Consider the following 18,124-nt stretch of genomic DNA (forward strand, 5'->3'; position numbering starts at 1 on the left):
ACTTTGCCCGTTAGGAGCCCTGCCCAAAGCCTGGTTGGAGGTAGAGAAAAATATATACTGCTTAAAGCGCTTTATTGGACTAATACCCCTTTCTCTTCGTGTAAATATTTTTTACACGAAAATGAGCCCCTTATCCGCGAGCTGTTTTTTTCCAATCCTGAATCAGCATATTCGCTGATCATGAAAAGATCCATCTCCTATATCGCCCTAAAGATTTATGGAGGTAAAAACTATGACCAATTTTTGGATTGTATGACATGTGACGACGAGGAACCAAATTCGATATGGAGCCCGCTAAGTGATTACGGATCTACGCATAATGACAAGTCAATATGGAATGAAAATGGCATCTATGGTAGTAAGACAAGTGATTATTCTCCATTTAACATGAATGCGAAGTATCCTCCGCGCATTAAAGATGGAAGCGAAAAATTTATTGGCTATTTAACCATAAATAAGAATAACCCTGATCGACTACAGTTACCCGCTGCTAATATGATTTGCGAGCATAGAGATAGAATTTTGAAGGAAGGTGTCGAACATCATGCTCAAATGTTCAGTAGGGTATATTAATAATGGTGTTTTGATTACCGGTTGTAATGATAAACCAACGAATGTCAACCGTCAGACTTTTTTTAAGGATTGCATAAACTGCATAGGTGATCTGCCATACTGTTTTTTAAATGCCCTTACCTTTAGAGATCTTAGACACAGCAAAAGGCTTGCGTTTGGTTGATGATCTGCTTTATCAAATTGAATACGGTTTCTATTCATGATCCTTTATCGAATAGCTCGCGAACGCTACGCACGCGACCTGAGCGGTAGGGGCGGTTTGCTTTCCGCGGCACGCTGGCATAATCATATGCCTGTACGTTATTCCTCACTGCAATCCTCGGCCTGTATTTTAGAAAAGCTGGTACATTTAGAGCTCGGCGAAATTCACCATGACCTGCAAATGGTGGTGATGTCCGCCCCCGACGATGCTAGCCGCCTGACGTTGGATCGCCATGATCTTCCCGCCGATTGGGACCGGTATCCGGCACCACAACTGCTACAGCGTATCGGCAACGCCTGGCTGACATCAGGACAATCATTGCTCCTTGAGATACCCTGTGCACTTGATCCATATGCTCAAAATGTGTGATCAATCCCATGCACGTAGAAATAAAAGACCTCAGCATTGATCTCATCACCCCTTTCGCTTTGATGAGCGGTTATCATAATCCAACAAAAAAACCTCAAATGTAGCGTTTTAAGGGTTTTAGTGGTGTTTGATACTTTTTATTGGAGCCGGAGTTTTCGTTTTAAGCGCCAATGTTGGTGTTTTTTGTCTGTTTAAATGGGTAGGGTAATTAGTTTTTAAATGAAATAACAAATTTTGTTCCTTCATTTACCTTACTTTCAATAGTGATGTTACCGCCTAAACTGGTAACATGATTATGTACCAGGTATAGGCCAATACCTTTGCTATCGGTATGTTCATGAAATTTTTGGTTGAGCCCAAAAATTCTGTCCTTTACTTTATCAATATCAAAACCCAGCCCCTCATCCCGGAATATTAACTGATTAATACCATTTTTCTGTTGGGAATATATAGTGATAAAGGGAGCCTGGCCAACCTTAACGTATTTGATAGAGTTGGTGATGAGGTTAAGCAGTATACTCTCCAAATAGGTACGGTTAAAGTTTATCTTTCTTACTTCAGAAAAATCAGCAGTAATAATTGTTCCTGAATTTAATATTAAAGTACTTAATGATTTCTTTACATCGTGCAGGCAGTCTTCTAACTCAAGCTCCTCGGTATGTATGTTTAAAATATCCTTGCTGATCAGGTCATCTATATATTTGTTTAGGGTATCTTTTAAATTTTCGGTAGCTGATTTTAGCACGTCTATAAATTCAAGTGTTTCTTCATCTTCAATTTTTGAAACATCAAGCAGGTGAAAAACGGATATGAGGTTACTCACCGGCGACCTGAGATCATGCGAAGTTGTATAGTTAAGCTGCTTCAGGTCTTTATTGATCTTGGTTAAATTGGCCAGCAGCGTATTCCGGTCTTCTTCCAGTTTTTTTTGATAGGTGATGTTTTTGGCAATAGCAAATACCACCTGCTGGCTTTCAACCGGCATGGACGTCCAGGAAAGCCAAACTATTTCACCCTCGTTGGTCACATAACGGTTTTCGAAATTTAACAGCGGGTTATTTTTTAAAAGGTTTTTACGGTGCTCGGCGGTTAATTCCTGGTCATCGGGATGAATAAAGGTGTAAACCGGCCTGGAGTATAATTCTTCAAAGGTATACCCCAGTGTTTTAGAAACAATCGGATTTATTTTTTTGAAATAACCATCGTACCCTGTTACGCATAACAAATCGGCCGACAGATCAAAAAAGAGTTCCAGGTTAAAGTTATCGGTTATAGCCGGATTGTGGTTGACCTTTGAATATTCATCCATAGATAGTTGTTCTTCTTTTTAATCCAGATAAAACAATATAGGAATAATATTTTATTCACCTAAATAAATTATTTAGAGAAAATATCATGGATTTTAAATAATGGTATATCGTTAAATTAGTCACATTTTAATTTATAAGATAACTGCGCATTCTTGTATCGTAGCGATATTTAAATGTTCAATTGCTCCTGATCGTGACGACCGTCATTTTTTGCCCCCGATTATTCACTTACTTTTAAAATGATTTGGGAGGGTACCCTCAAATAAATTTACCCTATAATCTTATCAGTATGCTGTTTAACTCCATTAGTTTTGCTCTTTTTTTGCCGATAGTTTTTGTACTATATTGGTTTATAACCAATAGGAATTTAAAAGCTCAAAACATACTATTGCTTATTGCAAGCTATTTTTTTTATGCCTGTTGGGATTACCGGTTTTTATTCCTGCTGATATTTTCAACCCTGCTTGATTATTATACAGGTCTTAAAATTGCCGCAGCGCAAGATGATAAGCATAAAAAAGCATGGCTTTGGACCAGTATAGGTGTAAATCTTGGCTTTTTGGGCTTCTTTAAATACTATAATTTCTTTTCGGTGTCTTTTGCAGAGGCGGTGGCCCATCTCGGTTTCAGGGTTGACCCATGGACTATTAAAGTGATACTACCTATAGGCATTTCCTTTTACACCTTTCATGGTTTATCCTATGTGATTGATATTTATAAAGGTCGGATAAGGCCCGAAAAAAGCTTTATAGAATACTCCGTATTTGTAAGCTTTTTTCCGTTGCTGGTTGCTGGCCCTATTGAACGCGCCACGCATTTGTTGCCCCAGATAAAAAAGAAACGTTTTTTTGATTATGCAAAGGCTATTGACGGATTACGCCAAATTTTATGGGGCTTATTTAAAAAGATTGTTATAGCCGATCAATGCTCGTATTATGTGAATGTTGTGTTTGGCCACTCCGCTCATTTTTCGGGCGTGGAACATATCATAGCGGCCATTTTATTCGCATTTCAAATTTATTGCGATTTCTCGGGCTACTCAGACATTGCCCTGGGCGTGGCGAGGCTTTTTGGAATTGAGTTATTAAGGAATTTCGCTTTCCCTTATTTTTCGAGAGATATTGCCGAGTTCTGGCGGAGGTGGCATATTTCGCTTTCATCGTGGTTTAAGGATTACCTGTATATACCACTGGGCGGCAGTAAGGGCGGAATGTGGATGAAGATCAGGAACACGTTTATTATATTCCTGGTGAGTGGTTTCTGGCATGGTGCAAACTGGACCTTCATTGTATGGGGAGCCCTCAATGCTTTTTACTTTTTACCGCTTCTTATTTTTAATAAAAACCGTACTAATCTTGAAATTGTAGCCAAAGGCAAACTGTTTCCTACCGGCAGGGAATGTGCAGGTATAGTGGTCACTTTCGCGCTCACCGTGCTGGCCTGGATATTTTTCAGGGCAGCCAGCGTTGGGGATGCTGTTACCTATATTACCGAAATATTTTTAAACCCATTCTTAGCCTACCCAACCGGGTTAAATATGGTGTTGGTACTGTTTCTTTGCTTCTTTATAACAATAGAGTGGTTGGGGCGCGAATATCAGTATGCTTTGGGTTATCCCAACATTGTTTTTCCAAAATTTGTACGCTGGTCATTTTATTATGCGCTTGTATTCGGTATATGGTATTTTGCCGGTCCCGAGCAGCAATTCATTTATTTTCAATTTTAAATTATGAAAAGATTTCTCATTACCGTGCTCATGTTTTTCTCTCCAATAATTATATCAGCTATAGTAATGGAAGTATTGTTGAGGAGAATACCCAATGACTATGAATATAAAAGCCATTACCTGGACAAAAATTCAGATAATATAGATGTACTGGTTTTAGGCTCTTCGCATTCTTATTATGGCATTAACCCGGCGTTTATGAAAAATAAAGCCTTTAACGCCGCCTATGTTTCACAGCCGTTATTTTACGACTGGCAAATAATAAAAAAGTACGATAAACACTGGCACCATTTAAAGGTGATTGTATTACCCATAGATTATTTTTCTTTATACGGAAAGCTTGAGCATAGCGCTGAAAGCTGGCGGGTAAAAGATTATAATATTTATTACGGAATTAACACTGGTAACAGCAGCTATAATTACAACTATAACAGCGAATTGCTGACCAATAAATTAAGGTTAAATATGGCACGAATTAAATCGATGTATGTTAACCACGAAACAGATGTGCTTTGTTCAAACTTAGGGTGGGGAACAGAATACACTTTTAACAAAAGAAAGGACCTGATAAGTTCTGGTAAAATAGCCGCTAAAAGGCACTTTTTTACCGACATGAATGATTTTAATGAAAATGTAGGCATTTTAAAAACAATTATCAGTTATGCACTGCAAAATCACGTTAAGGTTTTGTTATACACCTCGCCTGCATATAAAACCTATGTGCAAAGTTTAAACCGGAACCACCTTAACAAAACTATTAATGTGGTTAAAATGTTGGGTAACGCATATAATAATGTGTTTTACTTTAACTGGCTTAATAATAAAGAATTTTTTGCGACGGATTTTTATGACGCCGACCATTTTGATGAGCGGGGTGCCCAAAAGTTTACACGCGAAATTGACAGTGTGGTTTCTGTCGTCGAAAAAACGGATCATAATCGTTTTTCGCCCCGGCTGTCCTCGTCACACATCCCGGATCAGGGTAATCAAAAATAAATTTTCAGCTATAATTACCATTGATTATCATGTTTAAATAAACTAAACCTTATAAATATACCATATACCAAATTGTACTTCTTTTTAACGGCTTTACTATGAAACATAGCTGATAATTAATCCGTTACTTTGTAGTAACCAACTATAAAAATATGGATTCTATGTTAACTGATACCCCTGCCGGATTCGATTTTTCTATGAATGATAACCAGCGAATGGTAGGGCAAATGGCCAGGGATTTTGCTGAAAAAAATATCAGGCCTTATGTGATGGAATGGGACGAGGCACAGCATTTTCCGCTTGAATTATTTAAAAAACTTGGCGAGCTTGGCATGATGGGGGTAGTTGTACCCGAACAATATGGCGGCTCGGGCTTTGGCTATACCGAATATGTAACCGTAATTTCCGAGATCGCGAAAGTATGCGGTTCTATAGGTTTATCGCTGGCGGCGCATAACTCTTTGTGCACCGGTCATATACTTGCTTTTGGCAACGAAGAACAAAAGCACAAATGGTTACCCAAATTGGCCACTGCCGAATGGCTGGGCGCCTGGGGCCTAACCGAAGCTAATACCGGATCGGACGCGTTGGGCATGGGTACTACGGCTGTACTTGATGGCGACCATTACGTAGTAAATGGCTCAAAAAACTGGATAACGCACGGCAAATCGGGCAACATAGCCGTGGTAATGGTGCGCACCGGCCAAAAAGGCGATTCGCATGGCATATCGACTCTGGTTATTGAAAAAGGCACACCGGGTTTTACGCATGGCAAAAAAGAAAACAAACTGGGCATGCGTGCCTCAGAAACCACCGAACTGATATTTGATAACTGCCGTGTACCTAAAGAAAACCTGCTTGGGGTTGAAGGGGAAGGATTTAAACAGGCCATGAAGGTGCTTGATGGCGGGCGCATTTCTATAGCTGCGTTATCATTAGGTATAGCCAAAGGGGCGTTTGAGGCTGCCGTGGCTTATTCAAAAGAGCGTAAACAATTTGGGCAGGTTATCAGCAATTTTCAGGGTATATCATTTAAGCTGGCCGATATGGCAACAGAAATTGAAGCAGCCGAATTGCTGGTTATGCAGGCTGCCGATTTGAAGAACCGGCAATTGCCGGTGACCAAACAAGCTGCCATGGCCAAATATTATGCATCTGAAGTGGCGGTGCGTACAGCTACCGAAGCTGTACAGATCTTCGGCGGCTACGGTTATACCAAAGATTTTCCGGTAGAAAAATTTTACCGTGACGCCAAGTTGTGTACCATAGGGGAGGGCACAAGCGAAATACAAAAGATAGTAATAAGCAGGGAAGTGCTGCGGGGGTAGGATATAAATTACATTTGATGCGGTGATAGTAACAGCCCAGGCTGAACAAATATTATAATTAGTAGTATATTCGAAGCAATCTAAATCTTTAACAAGTATGTTTCTTGGGGTCCTCACATTTTTAATTTGTTCAATTCCTGCTATGTTGCTTGCTCAGCCTGGGCCTAAAAAAGCTGAAAAAAAGTTAGGTCAAAATCCAATATGCTTTATCGACAGCGTTCGTATTTCCTGACAAGAGTTAATGGCTTATGATGCAAACCAAGTTACATTAGTTAATGTGTTGACAGACTCTGATGCTATTAAAGGTTATGGCACGGAAGGAGTGGACGGTGTTGTACTTATTGAATCTAAAAGTTTCGCCAGAAAACGTTATGTCAGGTTTTTTAGAAAGATTTCCGCTCAATACGATAGTATTTATAATGTAGCAAATACCGATACAGTTTTTCAATATATAGTTAATGACAAGGTGCAAAAAAGGGATTTTGCAGGAAACCTTGCATTGATTGATGAAGCCAATTTTAAATCCTTAGAGATAATTAATGCGGATGAACTAAAACAGAGATATGGGATTACAGATAAGCTTATAGAGATTTTGGTGAGGGCACAACGCCCCGATAATTCATATAATGGAAAGAAAAAGTTTTAAGGATACTTTGAATTTTAAATTTCTGTTTGAAAATCAAATATTTGTGATTAACTTTGCCCTCCCTTGAAAGGAGGTATTTAGGAATTATGATCATTATCAACGTTAAAGAAGGCGAATCATTAGACAAAGCATTGAAACGCTTCAAAAAGAAATTCGAGAAAACAGGCGTATTAAGAGAACTTCGCAGCCGTCAGGCATTCGAAAAAAAATCTGTAACTCGTCGTCATGTTGTTAAACATGCCATCTACAAGCAGAATATGAACTTAGAAACTGTCTAAATCCCTTAAAAGATTTTTTCAAATTTCTTAACACTATATTAAAACTATTTGTACATTCATTGTCTGGATGTTCAAATAGTTTTTATGTTTTTAGAGCGTTTTATCCAATACATTAAATTCGAAAAGCGGTACTCTCCACATACGGTATCTGCCTATGAATCAGATCTGGATCAGTTCATGCTCTTCCTTAATAGCCCCGGTAATGCCGGCATTGTTCCCGAACCAGCTGTTACCCATCCCAACCAGATAAGCTATCATGACATTCGTAACTGGATGGTTGAATTGATAGACCAGAAACTTACGGCCCGCTCTGTAAACCGTAAAATGGCTACCCTGCGCAAATACTTTAAGTTTTTATTGCAGGAGGGTATTATTACTGAAAACCCGACATCAAAAGTACGTTCGCAAAAAATACCAAAAAAGCTACCGGTGGTAGTTGAAGGCGACCACCTTGCCCAAATGCTTGACAGCGACGAAGTATTTGCCGCCGATTTCACCGGCCAGCGCGATAAGCTGGTTGTTGAAATGCTTTTTGGTACCGGCATGCGCCTGGCCGAATTGCTGGGCATTAAAGATCAGGATATTAACGATTATGAGGGTACGCTGAAGGTGCTTGGGAAACGCAATAAAGAGCGTATTATCCCTATTAATACCGAGCTACGTATATTATTGGGAAAATACCTGGAGTTAAAGAAAAATCAAAATTTTGATAACAATTCCGCAACATTAATCGTTACAAGTAAAGGAGCTGATGCTTACCCGAAACTAATATATTCAATAGTGCATAAATACCTCTCCAACATATCAACCCAGGATAAAAGAAGCCCTCACGTACTCAGGCACACGTTTGCAACAAGCTTGTTGAACAACGGGGCCGATTTAAATTCGATCAAAGAACTTTTGGGCCACGCCAATTTAAGTGCCACCCAAATTTATACACACAATTCAGTTGAAAGATTAAAGTCTATTTACAAACAAGCCCATCCAAAGGCGTAATTAAGGAGGAAACATGAAAATTACAGTGCAATCAATTCATTTTACCGCAGACAGGAAACTATTAGATTTTATTCAGAGAAAAGCTGACAAACTCGATACTTTTTATGACCAGATAATTAGTGGCGAGGTTTACTTAAAGCTTGAGAATGTGGAAGATGAGGCAAATAAGATAACGGAAATAAAATTGTTACTCCCCGGCAACCAGATTTTCGCGAAAGAAAAGTGCAAAAGTTTTGAAGAAGCGACAGATTTGGCCATCGAAAGCCTGCGCAAGCAGATAGAAAAGCACAAACAGAAAAAAACAATAGCTGACGCCGCGGCCAAAAAGGCCATCCTGATGGCGGCAGAAGACGATTTATAAGCCCTAAAAAGGCCTTTTTAAGGAAAAAATCGACGGGTTTATAATCCGTCGATTTTTTTTGATAAAAAATTTTGTACAGGTTTAAATTTTTGTAGATTTGCAATCCCTTTCAGAGAGGTGCTGACTGCAGCAAATTTTTGTGAAGATTGTTCTTTAAAATATAAAAAACCTTATTAGTTTTGCCGCTCTGATTTTTAAGACCTGTTAAGGCTTAACAATTAAGAAAGGTAAAATAAATATAAGCCTCCTTAGCTCAGCTGGTAGAGCGACTGACTTGTAATCAGTAGGTCATTGGTTCGATCCCGATAGGAGGCTCTGTTTTTTTCGGAAGCGTAATGTTTAGCTTCAACTTTGGACATTACAAAGCCGAAATTAACAAATGGGGGGATACCAGAGCGGTCAAATGGGACGGACTGTAAATCCGTTGCTTCGGCTACGAAGGTTCGAATCCTTCTCCCCCCACTGGAAGATTCCAGAATAGCTAAATTCTAAATTCTAAAATTGTTTTGGAGTTTAGAGTTTAGTTTTTGGAATTTAAAAAAAGCGGAAGTAGCTCAGTTGGTAGAGCGATAGCCTTCCAAGCTATAGGTCGCGAGTTCGAACCTCGTCTTCCGCTCGGTTGGTTCAAGAAGAAGAATTGTTCATTAGTGCTGAATTGAAAAGACCAATGAACCAGTAAACAAATGAACCAATGACCAAAAGCATAAGCCGACGTAGCTCAGGGGTAGAGCACTTCCTTGGTAAGGAAGAGGTCATGGGTTCAAATCCCATTGTTGGCTCAATAGAATAAAGAATAAAACAGAATACATTTTAAGTATAAAATTAACCTACAAATAATAAAATAAATCATGGCAAAAGAAAAGTTTGACCGCAGTAAACCGCACTTAAACATCGGTACAATCGGTCACGTTGACCACGGCAAAACAACCCTTACTGCAGCTATCACTAAAGTATTAGCTGATGCAGGTTTATCAGAAGCTCGTTCATTTGATTCAATTGACTCAGCTCCTGAAGAAAAAGAGCGTGGTATTACCATCAACACTGCCCACGTTGAATATTCAACTGCTAACCGTCACTATGCTCACGTTGACTGTCCAGGTCACGCGGATTATGTGAAAAACATGGTTACTGGTGCTGCTCAGATGGATGGTGCAATCATTGTTGTTGCTGCAACTGACGGTCCGATGCCTCAAACCCGCGAACACATCCTGTTGGCACGTCAGGTAGGTGTACCTGCACTTGTTGTTTTCATGAACAAGGTTGACATGGTTGATGATCCGGAATTATTAGAATTAGTTGAAATGGAAATTCGTGAATTATTATCATTCTACGAATATCCAGGTGATGATATCCCAGTTATCCAGGGTTCTGCTTTGGGTGGTCTGAACGGCGATCCAAAATGGGTTGGCAAAATTATGGAATTGATGGAAGCTGTTGATAACTACATCCCAATTCCTCCACGTTTAACTGATCTTCCATTCTTGATGCCAGTTGAAGACGTGTTCTCAATCACCGGTCGTGGTACTGTTGCTACCGGTCGTATTGAGCGTGGTGTAATCAACTCTGGCGAGCCAGTTGATATCCTGGGTATGGGTGCTGAGAACTTAAAATCAACCGTAACTGGTGTTGAGATGTTCCGCAAGATCCTTGACCGTGGCGAAGCTGGTGACAACGTAGGTTTATTGTTACGTGGTATTGAAAAAACTGATATCCGTCGTGGTATGGTTATTTGCAAACCAGGTTCAGTAACTCCGCACACCGACTTCAAAGCAGAAGTTTACGTATTATCAAAAGCAGAAGGTGGCCGTCACACTCCATTCTTCAATAAATACCGTCCGCAATTCTATTTCCGTACAACTGACGTAACTGGTGAAATTTCACTGGCCGAAGGTGTAGAAATGGTTATGCCAGGTGATAACGTTACTATCACTGTAAAGTTGATTAACGCTATTGCCATGGAAAAAGGCTTACGTTTCGCTATCCGTGAAGGTGGCAGAACAGTAGGTGCTGGTCAGGTAACTGAAATTTTGAAATAAGAATTTCAAAAAGGTTAATTGGAAACATAAGTTTTACTGTAAAAAGTAAACTTATGTTTTCTTATTATAAAATATACACGGGAATAGTTCAATGGTAGAATAGAGGTCTCCAAAACCTTTGATCAGGGTTCGAATCCTTGTTCCCGTGCATAAGCAAATAACAGAAAATGGCAGGCGTAGCTGAATATATTAAAGAATCATACATCGAGTTAACTCAAAAGGTAACTTGGCCAACCTGGCGCGAATTGCAAAGCAGTGCCATATTGGTATTGGTTGCTTCAATCATCATTGCGATGGTTATTTTAGGTATGGACCAGATTATCAACTTTTTGCTTAAAACGTTTTATCATTCACTAACATAATATCAGGGAAGACAACGATGAGTGATCAATTGAAATGGTATGTAGTGAGGGCCATCAGTGGTAAAGAAAAGAAGGTAAAGCAATATATAGATGCCGAAATTAGTCGTTTGGGCATTACGCATTTAGTACCACAGGTACTTATACCTACTGAAAAGTACTACCAAATGCGCGATGGAAAAAAGATAGCCAAAGAGCGTAACTATTTTCCGGGTTATGTGTTAATGGAAGCTGTACTTGACGGCGAAACAGAACACATTATTAAAAATATAAACAGCGTTATAGGTTTTTTAGGCGATAAGGCCGGAAATGCTATTCCGTTGCGCCAGGCAGAAGTTAACCGTATTTTAGGTAAGGTTGACGAAATGAGCGCTCAGGGCGAAACTATGAACGTACCTTATTATATAGGCGAAAACGTGAAAGTAATGGACGGACCGTTCAACGGCTTTAGCGGTGTTATAGAAGAGGTTAACGAAGAGAAAAAGAAATTAAAAGTAATGGTAAAGATATTCGGGCGCCGTACGCCGCTTGAATTGAATTACATGCAGGTAGAAAAAGAGTAGATTGAGATACGAGATTTTAGATGTGAGACATCGAAAAGTCAAATTGATCAAACTAAACAATAATATAAAAATATACAGGTTTGTAAAAGGGTAAGAGGCTCAAATCTCATATCTGGCATCTCAAATCTAAAAACCTTAAATGTTACTTAGCTTCCACTTACTAACATTGAGTTATAATTAAAGTAAATTAAAATGGCAAAAGAAATCGGTGCGATGGTAAAGCTGCAGGTAAAAGGCGGCGCTGCAAACCCATCACCGCCAATTGGACCTGCTTTAGGTGCAAAAGGTGTGAATATCATGGAGTTTTGCAAGCAGTTTAATGCACGTACCCAGGATAAACCTGGTAAAGTGTTGCCTGTTTTGATTACTGTTTATGTTGATAAATCTTTCGATTTTATCATTAAAACCCCTCCGGTTGCAATCCAGTTACTGGAAGCAACAGGTTTAAAAAGTGGTTCAGCAGAGCCCAACCGTAAAAAGGTTGCCAATGTAAATTGGGATCAGGTTGAAACTATTGCTAAAGATAAAATGGTGGATCTTAACGCATTCACAGTTGAATCAGCCATGAAAATGGTGGCAGGTACTGCCCGTAGTATGGGAATAACCGTATCAGGTACGGCTCCCTGGAATAATTAATTTATATAAAATCAGTTTAAGACAGTGGCTAGATTAACAAAAAATCAGAAAGTGGCACTCTCCAAAATTGAGGCTAATAAATCGTATTCATTAGAAGCTGCATCAGCTTTGGTAAAGGAATTAACCCTTACTAAATTTGATTCATCAGTTGATATAGATGTTCGTTTAGGTGTTGACCCTCGTAAAGCCAATCAAATGGTACGTGGTATTGCAACATTGCCTCATGGAACCGGTAAAACTGTACGTGTACTGGTGCTTTGTACTCCTGATAAGGAACAAGAAGCAAAAGACGCAGGTGCAGATTATGTAGGTTTGGATGATTATATTGCCAAGATTGAAGGTGGATGGACTGATGTTGATATTATCATCACTATGCCAAGTGTTATGGCTAAGGTAGGTCGTTTAGGTCGTATATTAGGCCCTCGTAACCTTATGCCAAACCCTAAATCAGGTACAGTAACTACAGAAGTAGGAAAAGCTGTAACTGAGGTTAAAGGTGGTAAAATCGACTTCAAAGTTGATAAAACAGGTATCATCCATACCTCAATAGGAAAAGCATCTTTCACTGCAGATAAAATTTATGAGAATGCATTAGAGGTATTGCAAACTATCTCAAAATTAAAACCATCTGCAGCAAAAGGAACATATTTCAAGAGTATCCATATCTCTTCAACTATGTCGCCAGGAATTGAAATTGAAACCAAAACAGTAGCGGGGATTTAATCATGAATAAAGAAGAAAAACACGATCTTGTTCTTGCCCTTACTGAGCAGATGAATGAATTTGGTAATTTTTATATTACCGATACTTCAGATCTGACGGTTGCAAAGATCAATGACATCCGTCGTAAATGTTTCGAAAGTGATATTACGATGAAGGTAGCAAAAAATAGCTTGATTAAAAAAGCTATGGAAGCTGCAGGCGGCGATTATACTCCAATATTTGATGTATTAAAAGGTTCATCATCAATTCTTTTCTCAAAATCAGCAACTGCTCCGGCAAAGTTGATCAAACAATTAAGGAAACAAGGTGACAAACCAGTTTTAAAAGCAGCCTATATTGATTCAGCGATATTTATCGGTGATAACCAAATCGATACTTTGATCAAACTAAAATCAAAGGAACAATTGATTGGCGAGATAATTGGATTACTGCAATCACCTGCGAAAAACGTTATTTCAGCCCTACAATCAGGCGGAACTATCATTGCAGGCGTTGTAAAAACATTACAGGAAAGAGGTTAACGAACACCTTATTAAAGTTCGATATTAAAAAACAAAAAGCATTAAAAGTAAAATTTAAATAAAATGGCGGATTTAAAAGCGTTTGCTGAACAGTTGGTAAACTTAACAGTAAAGGAAGTAAACGAATTAGCTCAAATCTTAAAAGATGAGTATGGTATTGAGCCTGCTGCTGCAGCTGTAGCTGTTGCTGCTGCTCCTGCTGGTGGCGATGATGCCCCTGCTGCTGCAGCTGAACAAACTGCATTTGACGTTATCCTGAAAGAAGCAGGTGGCTCAAAATTAGCAGTTGTTAAATTAGTAAAAGACTTAACTGGCTTAGGTTTGAAAGAAGCTAAAGATCTTGTTGATGGCGCACCAAAAGAATTAAAAACTGGTGTATCTAAAGAAGAAGCTCAATCTTTGAAAGCTCAATTAGAAGAAGCTGGAGCAGTAGTTGAGGTTAAATAAGTTAACCCAATAAAAATATAGCATGAGACTCCGACCTGTTTTGGTCGGGGTCTATTGCTGTTTATAAAGGTTTGGAGTGCGGAAATTAGATATGAGTATTGAGATATTAGATTTGAGATTTTTGGCGATTTAATTAAACCGCCAATATCTTAACTATAATTTCAGTCTCAAATCTCACATCTCAAATCTCACATCTACAAAAGTTTATTAATAAACTAAAATTAAAACACCTTGGCAAACAAAAATAATCAAAGAGTAAACTTTGCAACCAGTAGAAAGGTACTTGATTACCCTGATTTCCTGGATGTTCAGTTGCAATCTTTCCAGGAATTTTTTCAATTGGAAACCACCTCAGACAACCGTTATAAAGAAGGGTTGTTTAAAGTATTTGCCGAAAATTTTCCTATTTCAGATTCAAGAAACATCTTTGTTTTAGAGTTTCTTGATTACTTTATTGATCCGCCACGTTATGATATACAAGAGTGTATTGAGCGCGGATTAACTTATAGTGTACCTTTAAAAGCCAAGCTTCGCCTGTCATGTAATGATGAGGAGCACGAAGATTTTGAAACAATTGTACAGGACGTGTACCTGGGAACTATCCCGTACATGACTCCTAAAGGTACATTTGTTATTAATGGTGCAGAGCGCGTAATTGTATCGCAGTTACACCGTTCACCAGGCGTGTTCTTTGGTCAGAGCCGCCACACCAACGGTACAAAATTATACTCGGCCCGTGTTATACCTTTCAAAGGTTCATGGATTGAGTTTGCTACAGACGTTAATAACGTGATGTATGCTTACATTGACCGTAAAAAGAAATTCCCGGTTACCACACTGCTTCGTGCCATTGGTTACGACTCTGATAAGGATATATTAGAGCTGTTTGAACTGGCTGATGAAATAAAGGTGAGCAAATCAGGTCTGAAAAAATATATCGGCCGTAAGCTTGCTGCAAGGGTGCTTAAAAAATGGGTTGAAGATTTCGTGGACGAAGACACCGGTGAAGTGGTATCTATCGACCGTAACGAGATCATCCTTGAGCGTGAAACCGTACTGGAAGATGACCACATTGATATGATCATTGACGCAGGTGTTAAAACCATTATCCTGAACAAGGAAGATGCAGCCACCAGCGGCGATTATACCATTATATACAATACTTTACAGAAAGATACTTCCAACTCGGAGAAAGAAGCGGTTGAGCATATCTACCGTCAGTTACGTAACGCCGAACCACCTGATGAAGAAACAGCACGTGGTATCATTGATCGTTTATTCTTCTCTGATAAAAGATATGACCTGGGCGATGTGGGCCGTTACCGCATTAACCGCAAGCTTAAGTTAACTACTTCTGAAGAAACGAAGGTATTAACCAAGCAGGATATTATTGCCATAGTTAAGTATTTGATCAAACTGATCAACTCTAAAGCTGAGGTGGATGATATTGACCACTTGTCAAACCGTCGTGTTCGTACAGTAGGTGAGCAGTTATATGCTCAGTTTGGTGTTGGTTTGGCCCGTATGGCGCGTACCATACGTGAGCGTATGAACATCCGTGACAACGAGGTGTTTACTCCAACCGACTTGATCAACGCGCGTACATTATCATCAGTGATTAATTCGTTCTTTGGAACAAACCAGCTATCACAGTTTATGGACCAAACCAATCCACTGGCAGAGATTACGCATAAGCGTCGTCTGTCAGCCCTTGGGCCTGGTGGTCTGTCACGTGAGCGTGCCGGTTTCGAGGTTCGTGACGTACACTATACCCACTACGGCAGGTTGTGTACCATTGAAACTCCTGAAGGACCGAACATTGGTTTGATTTCGTCACTTTGCGTACACGCTAAGATCAACAATTTAGGCTTTATCGAAACGCCATACAAACGTGTGGTTGAAGGTAAGGTACAAGTTCAGGAGCCGGTTATTTACCTGTCTGCAGAAGATGAAGACGGTAAAACAATTGGCCAGGCAAACGCGCATTATGATGATAACGGTGTATTTGCAACCCCGCGTGTTAAAGCACGTTTTGAGGGTGACTTCCCGATCATTGAGCCTGAAAGACTTGATTTGATGGACATAGCTCCAAACCAGATCACTTCTATTGCGGCTTCATTAATTCCGTTCCTTGAACATGACGATGCTAACCGTGCATTGATGGGATCGAACATGCAACGCCAGGCCGTACCATTGTTACGTCCGGAAGCGCCAATTGTTGGAACCGGACTGGAAGGTCGTGTTGCCAAAGATTCACGTACACTTATCAATGCCGAAGGCGATGGTGTGGTTGAATATGTTGACGCGAACGAGATCCGTATTAAATATGACCGTGACGAGCTTGACCGCCTGATTTCATTTGACGGCGATTCAAAAAGCTACCGTTTAACCAAGTTTAAGAAAACCAACCAAAGTACTACCATGAACCTTAAGCCTATTGTTAAAAAAGGCCAGAGGGTATCAAAAGGTGAAGTGCTTTGCGAAGGATACGCAACACAGGATGGCGAACTTGCGTTAGGACGTAACCTTAAAGTAGCGTTCATGCCTTGGCAGGGATATAACTTTGAGGATGCGATTGTAATATCTGAGCGTGTTGTATCACAGGATATTTTCACTTCACTTCACGTTGAAGAGTTTGAGCTGGAAGTTCGTGATACCAAACGCGGTGAAGAGGAATTGACACCAGATATCCCTAACGTATCGGAAGAAGCTACCAAAGACCTTGACGAAGACGGAATTATCCGTGTAGGCGCCGAGGTTAAAGAAGGCGATATCCTGATAGGCAAGATCACTCCAAAAGGAGAATCGGACCCATCACCGGAAGAAAAACTGTTACGTGCCATATTTGGTGATAAAGCAGGCGACGTTAAAGATGCGTCACTGAAAACTCCGCCATCTATTGCGGGTGTGGTTATCGATACCAAATTATTCAGCCGTGCTAAAAAGACTTCAAAAGCCGAAGAAAAAGCACAGTTGGAAAAGCTGGATACCAAACATGAAAAAGCCGTAAAAGATCTGAAAAATACTTTAATTGAAAAGTTATTTGAGATCGTTAACGGTAAAACATCACAAGGGGTTTATAACGTTTACAAAGAGCTGCATGTACCAAAAGGTGTAAAATTCACTCAGAAAATATTAGTTGAGCTTAATTACGAAAATATTAACCCAACTAAATGGACAACTGATGATGATAAAAACGATCAGATCAAGATCCTTCTTCACAACTATAACATCAAAGTTAATGAGGAGCTGGGCGCTTATCGTCGTGATAAATTCGCTATCAGTGTGGGTGATGAGCTGCCATCAGGTATAGTTCAAATGGCTAAGGTTTACATCGCTAAAAAGCGTAAGCTTAAAGTGGGTGATAAAATGGCCGGTCGTCACGGTAATAAAGGTATTGTTGCGCGTATTGTACGTGACGAGGATATGCCTTTCCTTGAAGACGGAACACCGGTTGATATTGTGTTGAACCCGCTGGGTGTACCTTCACGTATGAACTTAGGGCAGATTTATGAAACCGTATTAGGCTGGGCCGGTAAAGAGCTTGGTATTAAATTCGCTACGCCGATTTTTGACGGTGCAAGCCATGAAGAAGTGGAAGAGTGGGTTAAAAAGGCAAACTTACCAGAATCAGGCCGTACCTATTTATACAACGGCTTAACAGGCGATCGTTTTGACCAGCAAACTACAGTGGGTATTATATACATGCTGAAACTGGGTCACATGGTTGACGATAAGATGCACGCACGTTCAATTGGGCCATACTCATTAATTACACAACAGCCATTGGGTGGTAAAGCCCAGTTTGGTGGTCAGCGTTTCGGTGAGATGGAGGTTTGGGCACTCGAAGCATTCGGTGCATCAAACATACTGCAGGAAATATTAACCGTTAAATCGGATGATGTTATCGGCCGTGCCAAAACTTACGAAGCCATTGTTAAAGGTGAAAACCTGCCAACACCGTCGGTTCCTGAATCATTCAACGTATTGGTTCACGAATTAAGAGGTTTAGGTTTAGATATCACGCTTGAATAATTATTGAATTATTGAGGGA

19 protein-coding genes and 5 tRNA genes are annotated in these 18,124 nt (G+C 39.8%); 23 read left to right on the plus strand and 1 reads right to left on the minus strand.

Annotation, left to right across the window (positions count from 1 at the left end):
* The first annotated feature begins 3 nt into the window (after window positions 1-3).
* The 3 genes from SNE25_RS08650 (at window position 4) to SNE25_RS08655 (ending at window position 1,144) form a co-directional block, all read left to right on the plus strand.
* Window positions 4-573: a hypothetical protein gene (locus SNE25_RS08650; protein WP_321564699.1), complete on the plus strand. Its 570-nt coding sequence runs from the start codon at window positions 4-6 to the stop codon at window positions 571-573.
* 110 nt (window positions 574-683) lie between these two features.
* Window positions 684-776, plus strand: coding sequence for an antitoxin Xre/MbcA/ParS toxin-binding domain-containing protein (locus tag SNE25_RS31845; protein WP_407667001.1), 93 nt, complete (start codon window positions 684-686; stop codon window positions 774-776).
* Complete coding sequence (locus SNE25_RS08655; RefSeq protein ID WP_321564700.1) at window positions 773-1,144, plus strand: RES family NAD+ phosphorylase; 372 nt, start codon at window positions 773-775, stop codon at window positions 1,142-1,144. Before SNE25_RS31845 ends, SNE25_RS08655 begins: the two co-directional genes overlap by 4 nt.
* Before the next feature lie 208 nt (window positions 1,145-1,352).
* On the opposite strand, the gene SNE25_RS08660 is transcribed toward SNE25_RS08655, so the two are convergent.
* Window positions 1,353-2,453, minus strand: a complete 1,101-nt coding sequence (locus tag SNE25_RS08660; protein ID WP_321564701.1) for a PAS domain-containing sensor histidine kinase — start codon at window positions 2,451-2,453, stop codon at window positions 1,353-1,355.
* Window positions 2,454-2,743: 290 nt separating this feature from the next.
* On the opposite strand from SNE25_RS08660, the gene SNE25_RS08665 reads away from it, so the two are divergent.
* From SNE25_RS08665 to rpoB, 20 genes are all read left to right on the plus strand, one after another.
* Complete coding sequence (locus SNE25_RS08665; RefSeq protein WP_321564702.1) at window positions 2,744-4,180, plus strand: MBOAT family O-acyltransferase; 1,437 nt, start codon at window positions 2,744-2,746, stop codon at window positions 4,178-4,180.
* Between the two features lie 3 nt (window positions 4,181-4,183).
* Window positions 4,184-5,176, plus strand: coding sequence for a hypothetical protein (locus SNE25_RS08670; RefSeq protein ID WP_321564703.1), 993 nt, complete (start codon window positions 4,184-4,186; stop codon window positions 5,174-5,176).
* Between the two features lie 152 nt (window positions 5,177-5,328).
* The gene (locus tag SNE25_RS08675) at window positions 5,329-6,504 is read left to right on the plus strand and encodes an acyl-CoA dehydrogenase (protein ID WP_407667002.1); all 1,176 of its coding nucleotides are present in this window, start codon (window positions 5,329-5,331) and stop codon (window positions 6,502-6,504) included.
* A 241-nt stretch (window positions 6,505-6,745) separates the two neighbouring features.
* On the plus strand, window positions 6,746-7,150 hold the full coding sequence (locus tag SNE25_RS08680) for a hypothetical protein (protein ID WP_321564704.1): 405 nt from the start codon (window positions 6,746-6,748) through the stop codon (window positions 7,148-7,150).
* 86 nt (window positions 7,151-7,236) lie between these two features.
* On the plus strand, window positions 7,237-7,428 hold the full coding sequence (gene rpsU / locus SNE25_RS08685; protein ID WP_183568293.1) for a 30S ribosomal protein S21: 192 nt from the start codon (window positions 7,237-7,239) through the stop codon (window positions 7,426-7,428).
* Between the two features lie 48 nt (window positions 7,429-7,476).
* On the plus strand, window positions 7,477-8,424 hold the full coding sequence (locus tag SNE25_RS08690; protein ID WP_321564705.1) for a tyrosine-type recombinase/integrase: 948 nt from the start codon (window positions 7,477-7,479) through the stop codon (window positions 8,422-8,424).
* Window positions 8,425-8,437: 13 nt separating this feature from the next.
* A complete protein-coding gene (gene hpf, locus SNE25_RS08695; protein ID WP_321564706.1) occupies window positions 8,438-8,785 on the plus strand; it encodes a ribosome hibernation-promoting factor, HPF/YfiA family in 348 nt (115 codons plus the stop codon).
* 242 nt (window positions 8,786-9,027) lie between these two features.
* Window positions 9,028-9,100 (plus strand) — tRNA-Thr (locus tag SNE25_RS08700).
* A gap of 66 nt (window positions 9,101-9,166) precedes the next feature.
* Window positions 9,167-9,247 (plus strand) — tRNA-Tyr (locus tag SNE25_RS08705).
* 81 nt (window positions 9,248-9,328) lie between these two features.
* Window positions 9,329-9,401: transfer RNA gene (locus SNE25_RS08710), tRNA-Gly, on the plus strand.
* A 91-nt stretch (window positions 9,402-9,492) separates the two neighbouring features.
* Window positions 9,493-9,564: transfer RNA gene (locus SNE25_RS08715), tRNA-Thr, on the plus strand.
* A gap of 69 nt (window positions 9,565-9,633) precedes the next feature.
* Entirely contained in the window at window positions 9,634-10,821 is a 1,188-nt protein-coding gene (gene tuf, locus SNE25_RS08720) for an elongation factor Tu (protein WP_321564707.1), read from the plus strand.
* 77 nt (window positions 10,822-10,898) lie between these two features.
* Window positions 10,899-10,969, plus strand: a tRNA-Trp gene (locus SNE25_RS08725).
* A gap of 19 nt (window positions 10,970-10,988) precedes the next feature.
* The gene (gene secE, locus SNE25_RS08730; protein ID WP_321564708.1) at window positions 10,989-11,183 is read left to right on the plus strand and encodes a preprotein translocase subunit SecE; all 195 of its coding nucleotides are present in this window, start codon (window positions 10,989-10,991) and stop codon (window positions 11,181-11,183) included.
* Window positions 11,184-11,200: 17 nt separating this feature from the next.
* The gene (nusG, locus tag SNE25_RS08735; protein ID WP_076374894.1) at window positions 11,201-11,743 is read left to right on the plus strand and encodes a transcription termination/antitermination protein NusG; all 543 of its coding nucleotides are present in this window, start codon (window positions 11,201-11,203) and stop codon (window positions 11,741-11,743) included.
* 192 nt (window positions 11,744-11,935) lie between these two features.
* A complete protein-coding gene (rplK, locus tag SNE25_RS08740) occupies window positions 11,936-12,379 on the plus strand; it encodes a 50S ribosomal protein L11 (protein WP_321564709.1) in 444 nt (147 codons plus the stop codon).
* 24 nt (window positions 12,380-12,403) lie between these two features.
* Window positions 12,404-13,102 (plus strand): 50S ribosomal protein L1, encoded by a 699-nt coding sequence (gene rplA, locus SNE25_RS08745; RefSeq protein ID WP_321564710.1) that lies wholly within the window; start codon window positions 12,404-12,406, stop codon window positions 13,100-13,102.
* Window positions 13,103-13,104: 2 nt separating this feature from the next.
* The gene (gene rplJ, locus SNE25_RS08750; protein ID WP_321564711.1) at window positions 13,105-13,623 is read left to right on the plus strand and encodes a 50S ribosomal protein L10; all 519 of its coding nucleotides are present in this window, start codon (window positions 13,105-13,107) and stop codon (window positions 13,621-13,623) included.
* Window positions 13,624-13,686: 63 nt separating this feature from the next.
* Entirely contained in the window at window positions 13,687-14,070 is a 384-nt protein-coding gene (rplL, locus tag SNE25_RS08755; protein WP_321564712.1) for a 50S ribosomal protein L7/L12, read from the plus strand.
* A gap of 231 nt (window positions 14,071-14,301) precedes the next feature.
* Window positions 14,302-18,105: a DNA-directed RNA polymerase subunit beta gene (gene rpoB, locus SNE25_RS08760; RefSeq protein ID WP_321564713.1), complete on the plus strand. Its 3,804-nt coding sequence runs from the start codon at window positions 14,302-14,304 to the stop codon at window positions 18,103-18,105.
* The last annotated feature ends 19 nt before the right edge of the window (window positions 18,106-18,124 follow it).

The organism is Mucilaginibacter sabulilitoris (assembly GCF_034262375.1).
Classification (GTDB): Bacteria; Bacteroidota; Bacteroidia; order Sphingobacteriales; family Sphingobacteriaceae; genus Mucilaginibacter; species Mucilaginibacter sabulilitoris.

Coding starts and splice junctions, on each gene's coding strand:
- SNE25_RS08665 (WP_321564702.1), top strand. CDS start 2,744: ATGCTGTTTAACTCCATTAGTTTTGCTCTTTTTTTGCCGATAGTTTTT.
- SNE25_RS08670 (WP_321564703.1), top strand. CDS start 4,184: ATGAAAAGATTTCTCATTACCGTGCTCATGTTTTTCTCTCCAATAATT.
- secE (WP_321564708.1), top strand. CDS start 10,989: ATGGCAGGCGTAGCTGAATATATTAAAGAATCATACATCGAGTTAACT.
- rplJ (WP_321564711.1), top strand. CDS start 13,105: ATGAATAAAGAAGAAAAACACGATCTTGTTCTTGCCCTTACTGAGCAG.
- SNE25_RS08680 (WP_321564704.1), top strand. CDS start 6,746: ATGGCTTATGATGCAAACCAAGTTACATTAGTTAATGTGTTGACAGAC.
- SNE25_RS08655 (WP_321564700.1), top strand. CDS start 773: ATGATCCTTTATCGAATAGCTCGCGAACGCTACGCACGCGACCTGAGC.
- SNE25_RS08660 (WP_321564701.1), bottom strand. CDS start 2,453: ATGGATGAATATTCAAAGGTCAACCACAATCCGGCTATAACCGATAAC.
- nusG (WP_076374894.1), top strand. CDS start 11,201: ATGAGTGATCAATTGAAATGGTATGTAGTGAGGGCCATCAGTGGTAAA.
- rpsU (WP_183568293.1), top strand. CDS start 7,237: ATGATCATTATCAACGTTAAAGAAGGCGAATCATTAGACAAAGCATTG.
- SNE25_RS08675 (WP_407667002.1), top strand. CDS start 5,329: ATGGATTCTATGTTAACTGATACCCCTGCCGGATTCGATTTTTCTATG.
- rplK (WP_321564709.1), top strand. CDS start 11,936: ATGGCAAAAGAAATCGGTGCGATGGTAAAGCTGCAGGTAAAAGGCGGC.
- rplL (WP_321564712.1), top strand. CDS start 13,687: ATGGCGGATTTAAAAGCGTTTGCTGAACAGTTGGTAAACTTAACAGTA.
- tuf (WP_321564707.1), top strand. CDS start 9,634: ATGGCAAAAGAAAAGTTTGACCGCAGTAAACCGCACTTAAACATCGGT.
- hpf (WP_321564706.1), top strand. CDS start 8,438: ATGAAAATTACAGTGCAATCAATTCATTTTACCGCAGACAGGAAACTA.
- SNE25_RS31845 (WP_407667001.1), top strand. CDS start 684: ATGCCCTTACCTTTAGAGATCTTAGACACAGCAAAAGGCTTGCGTTTG.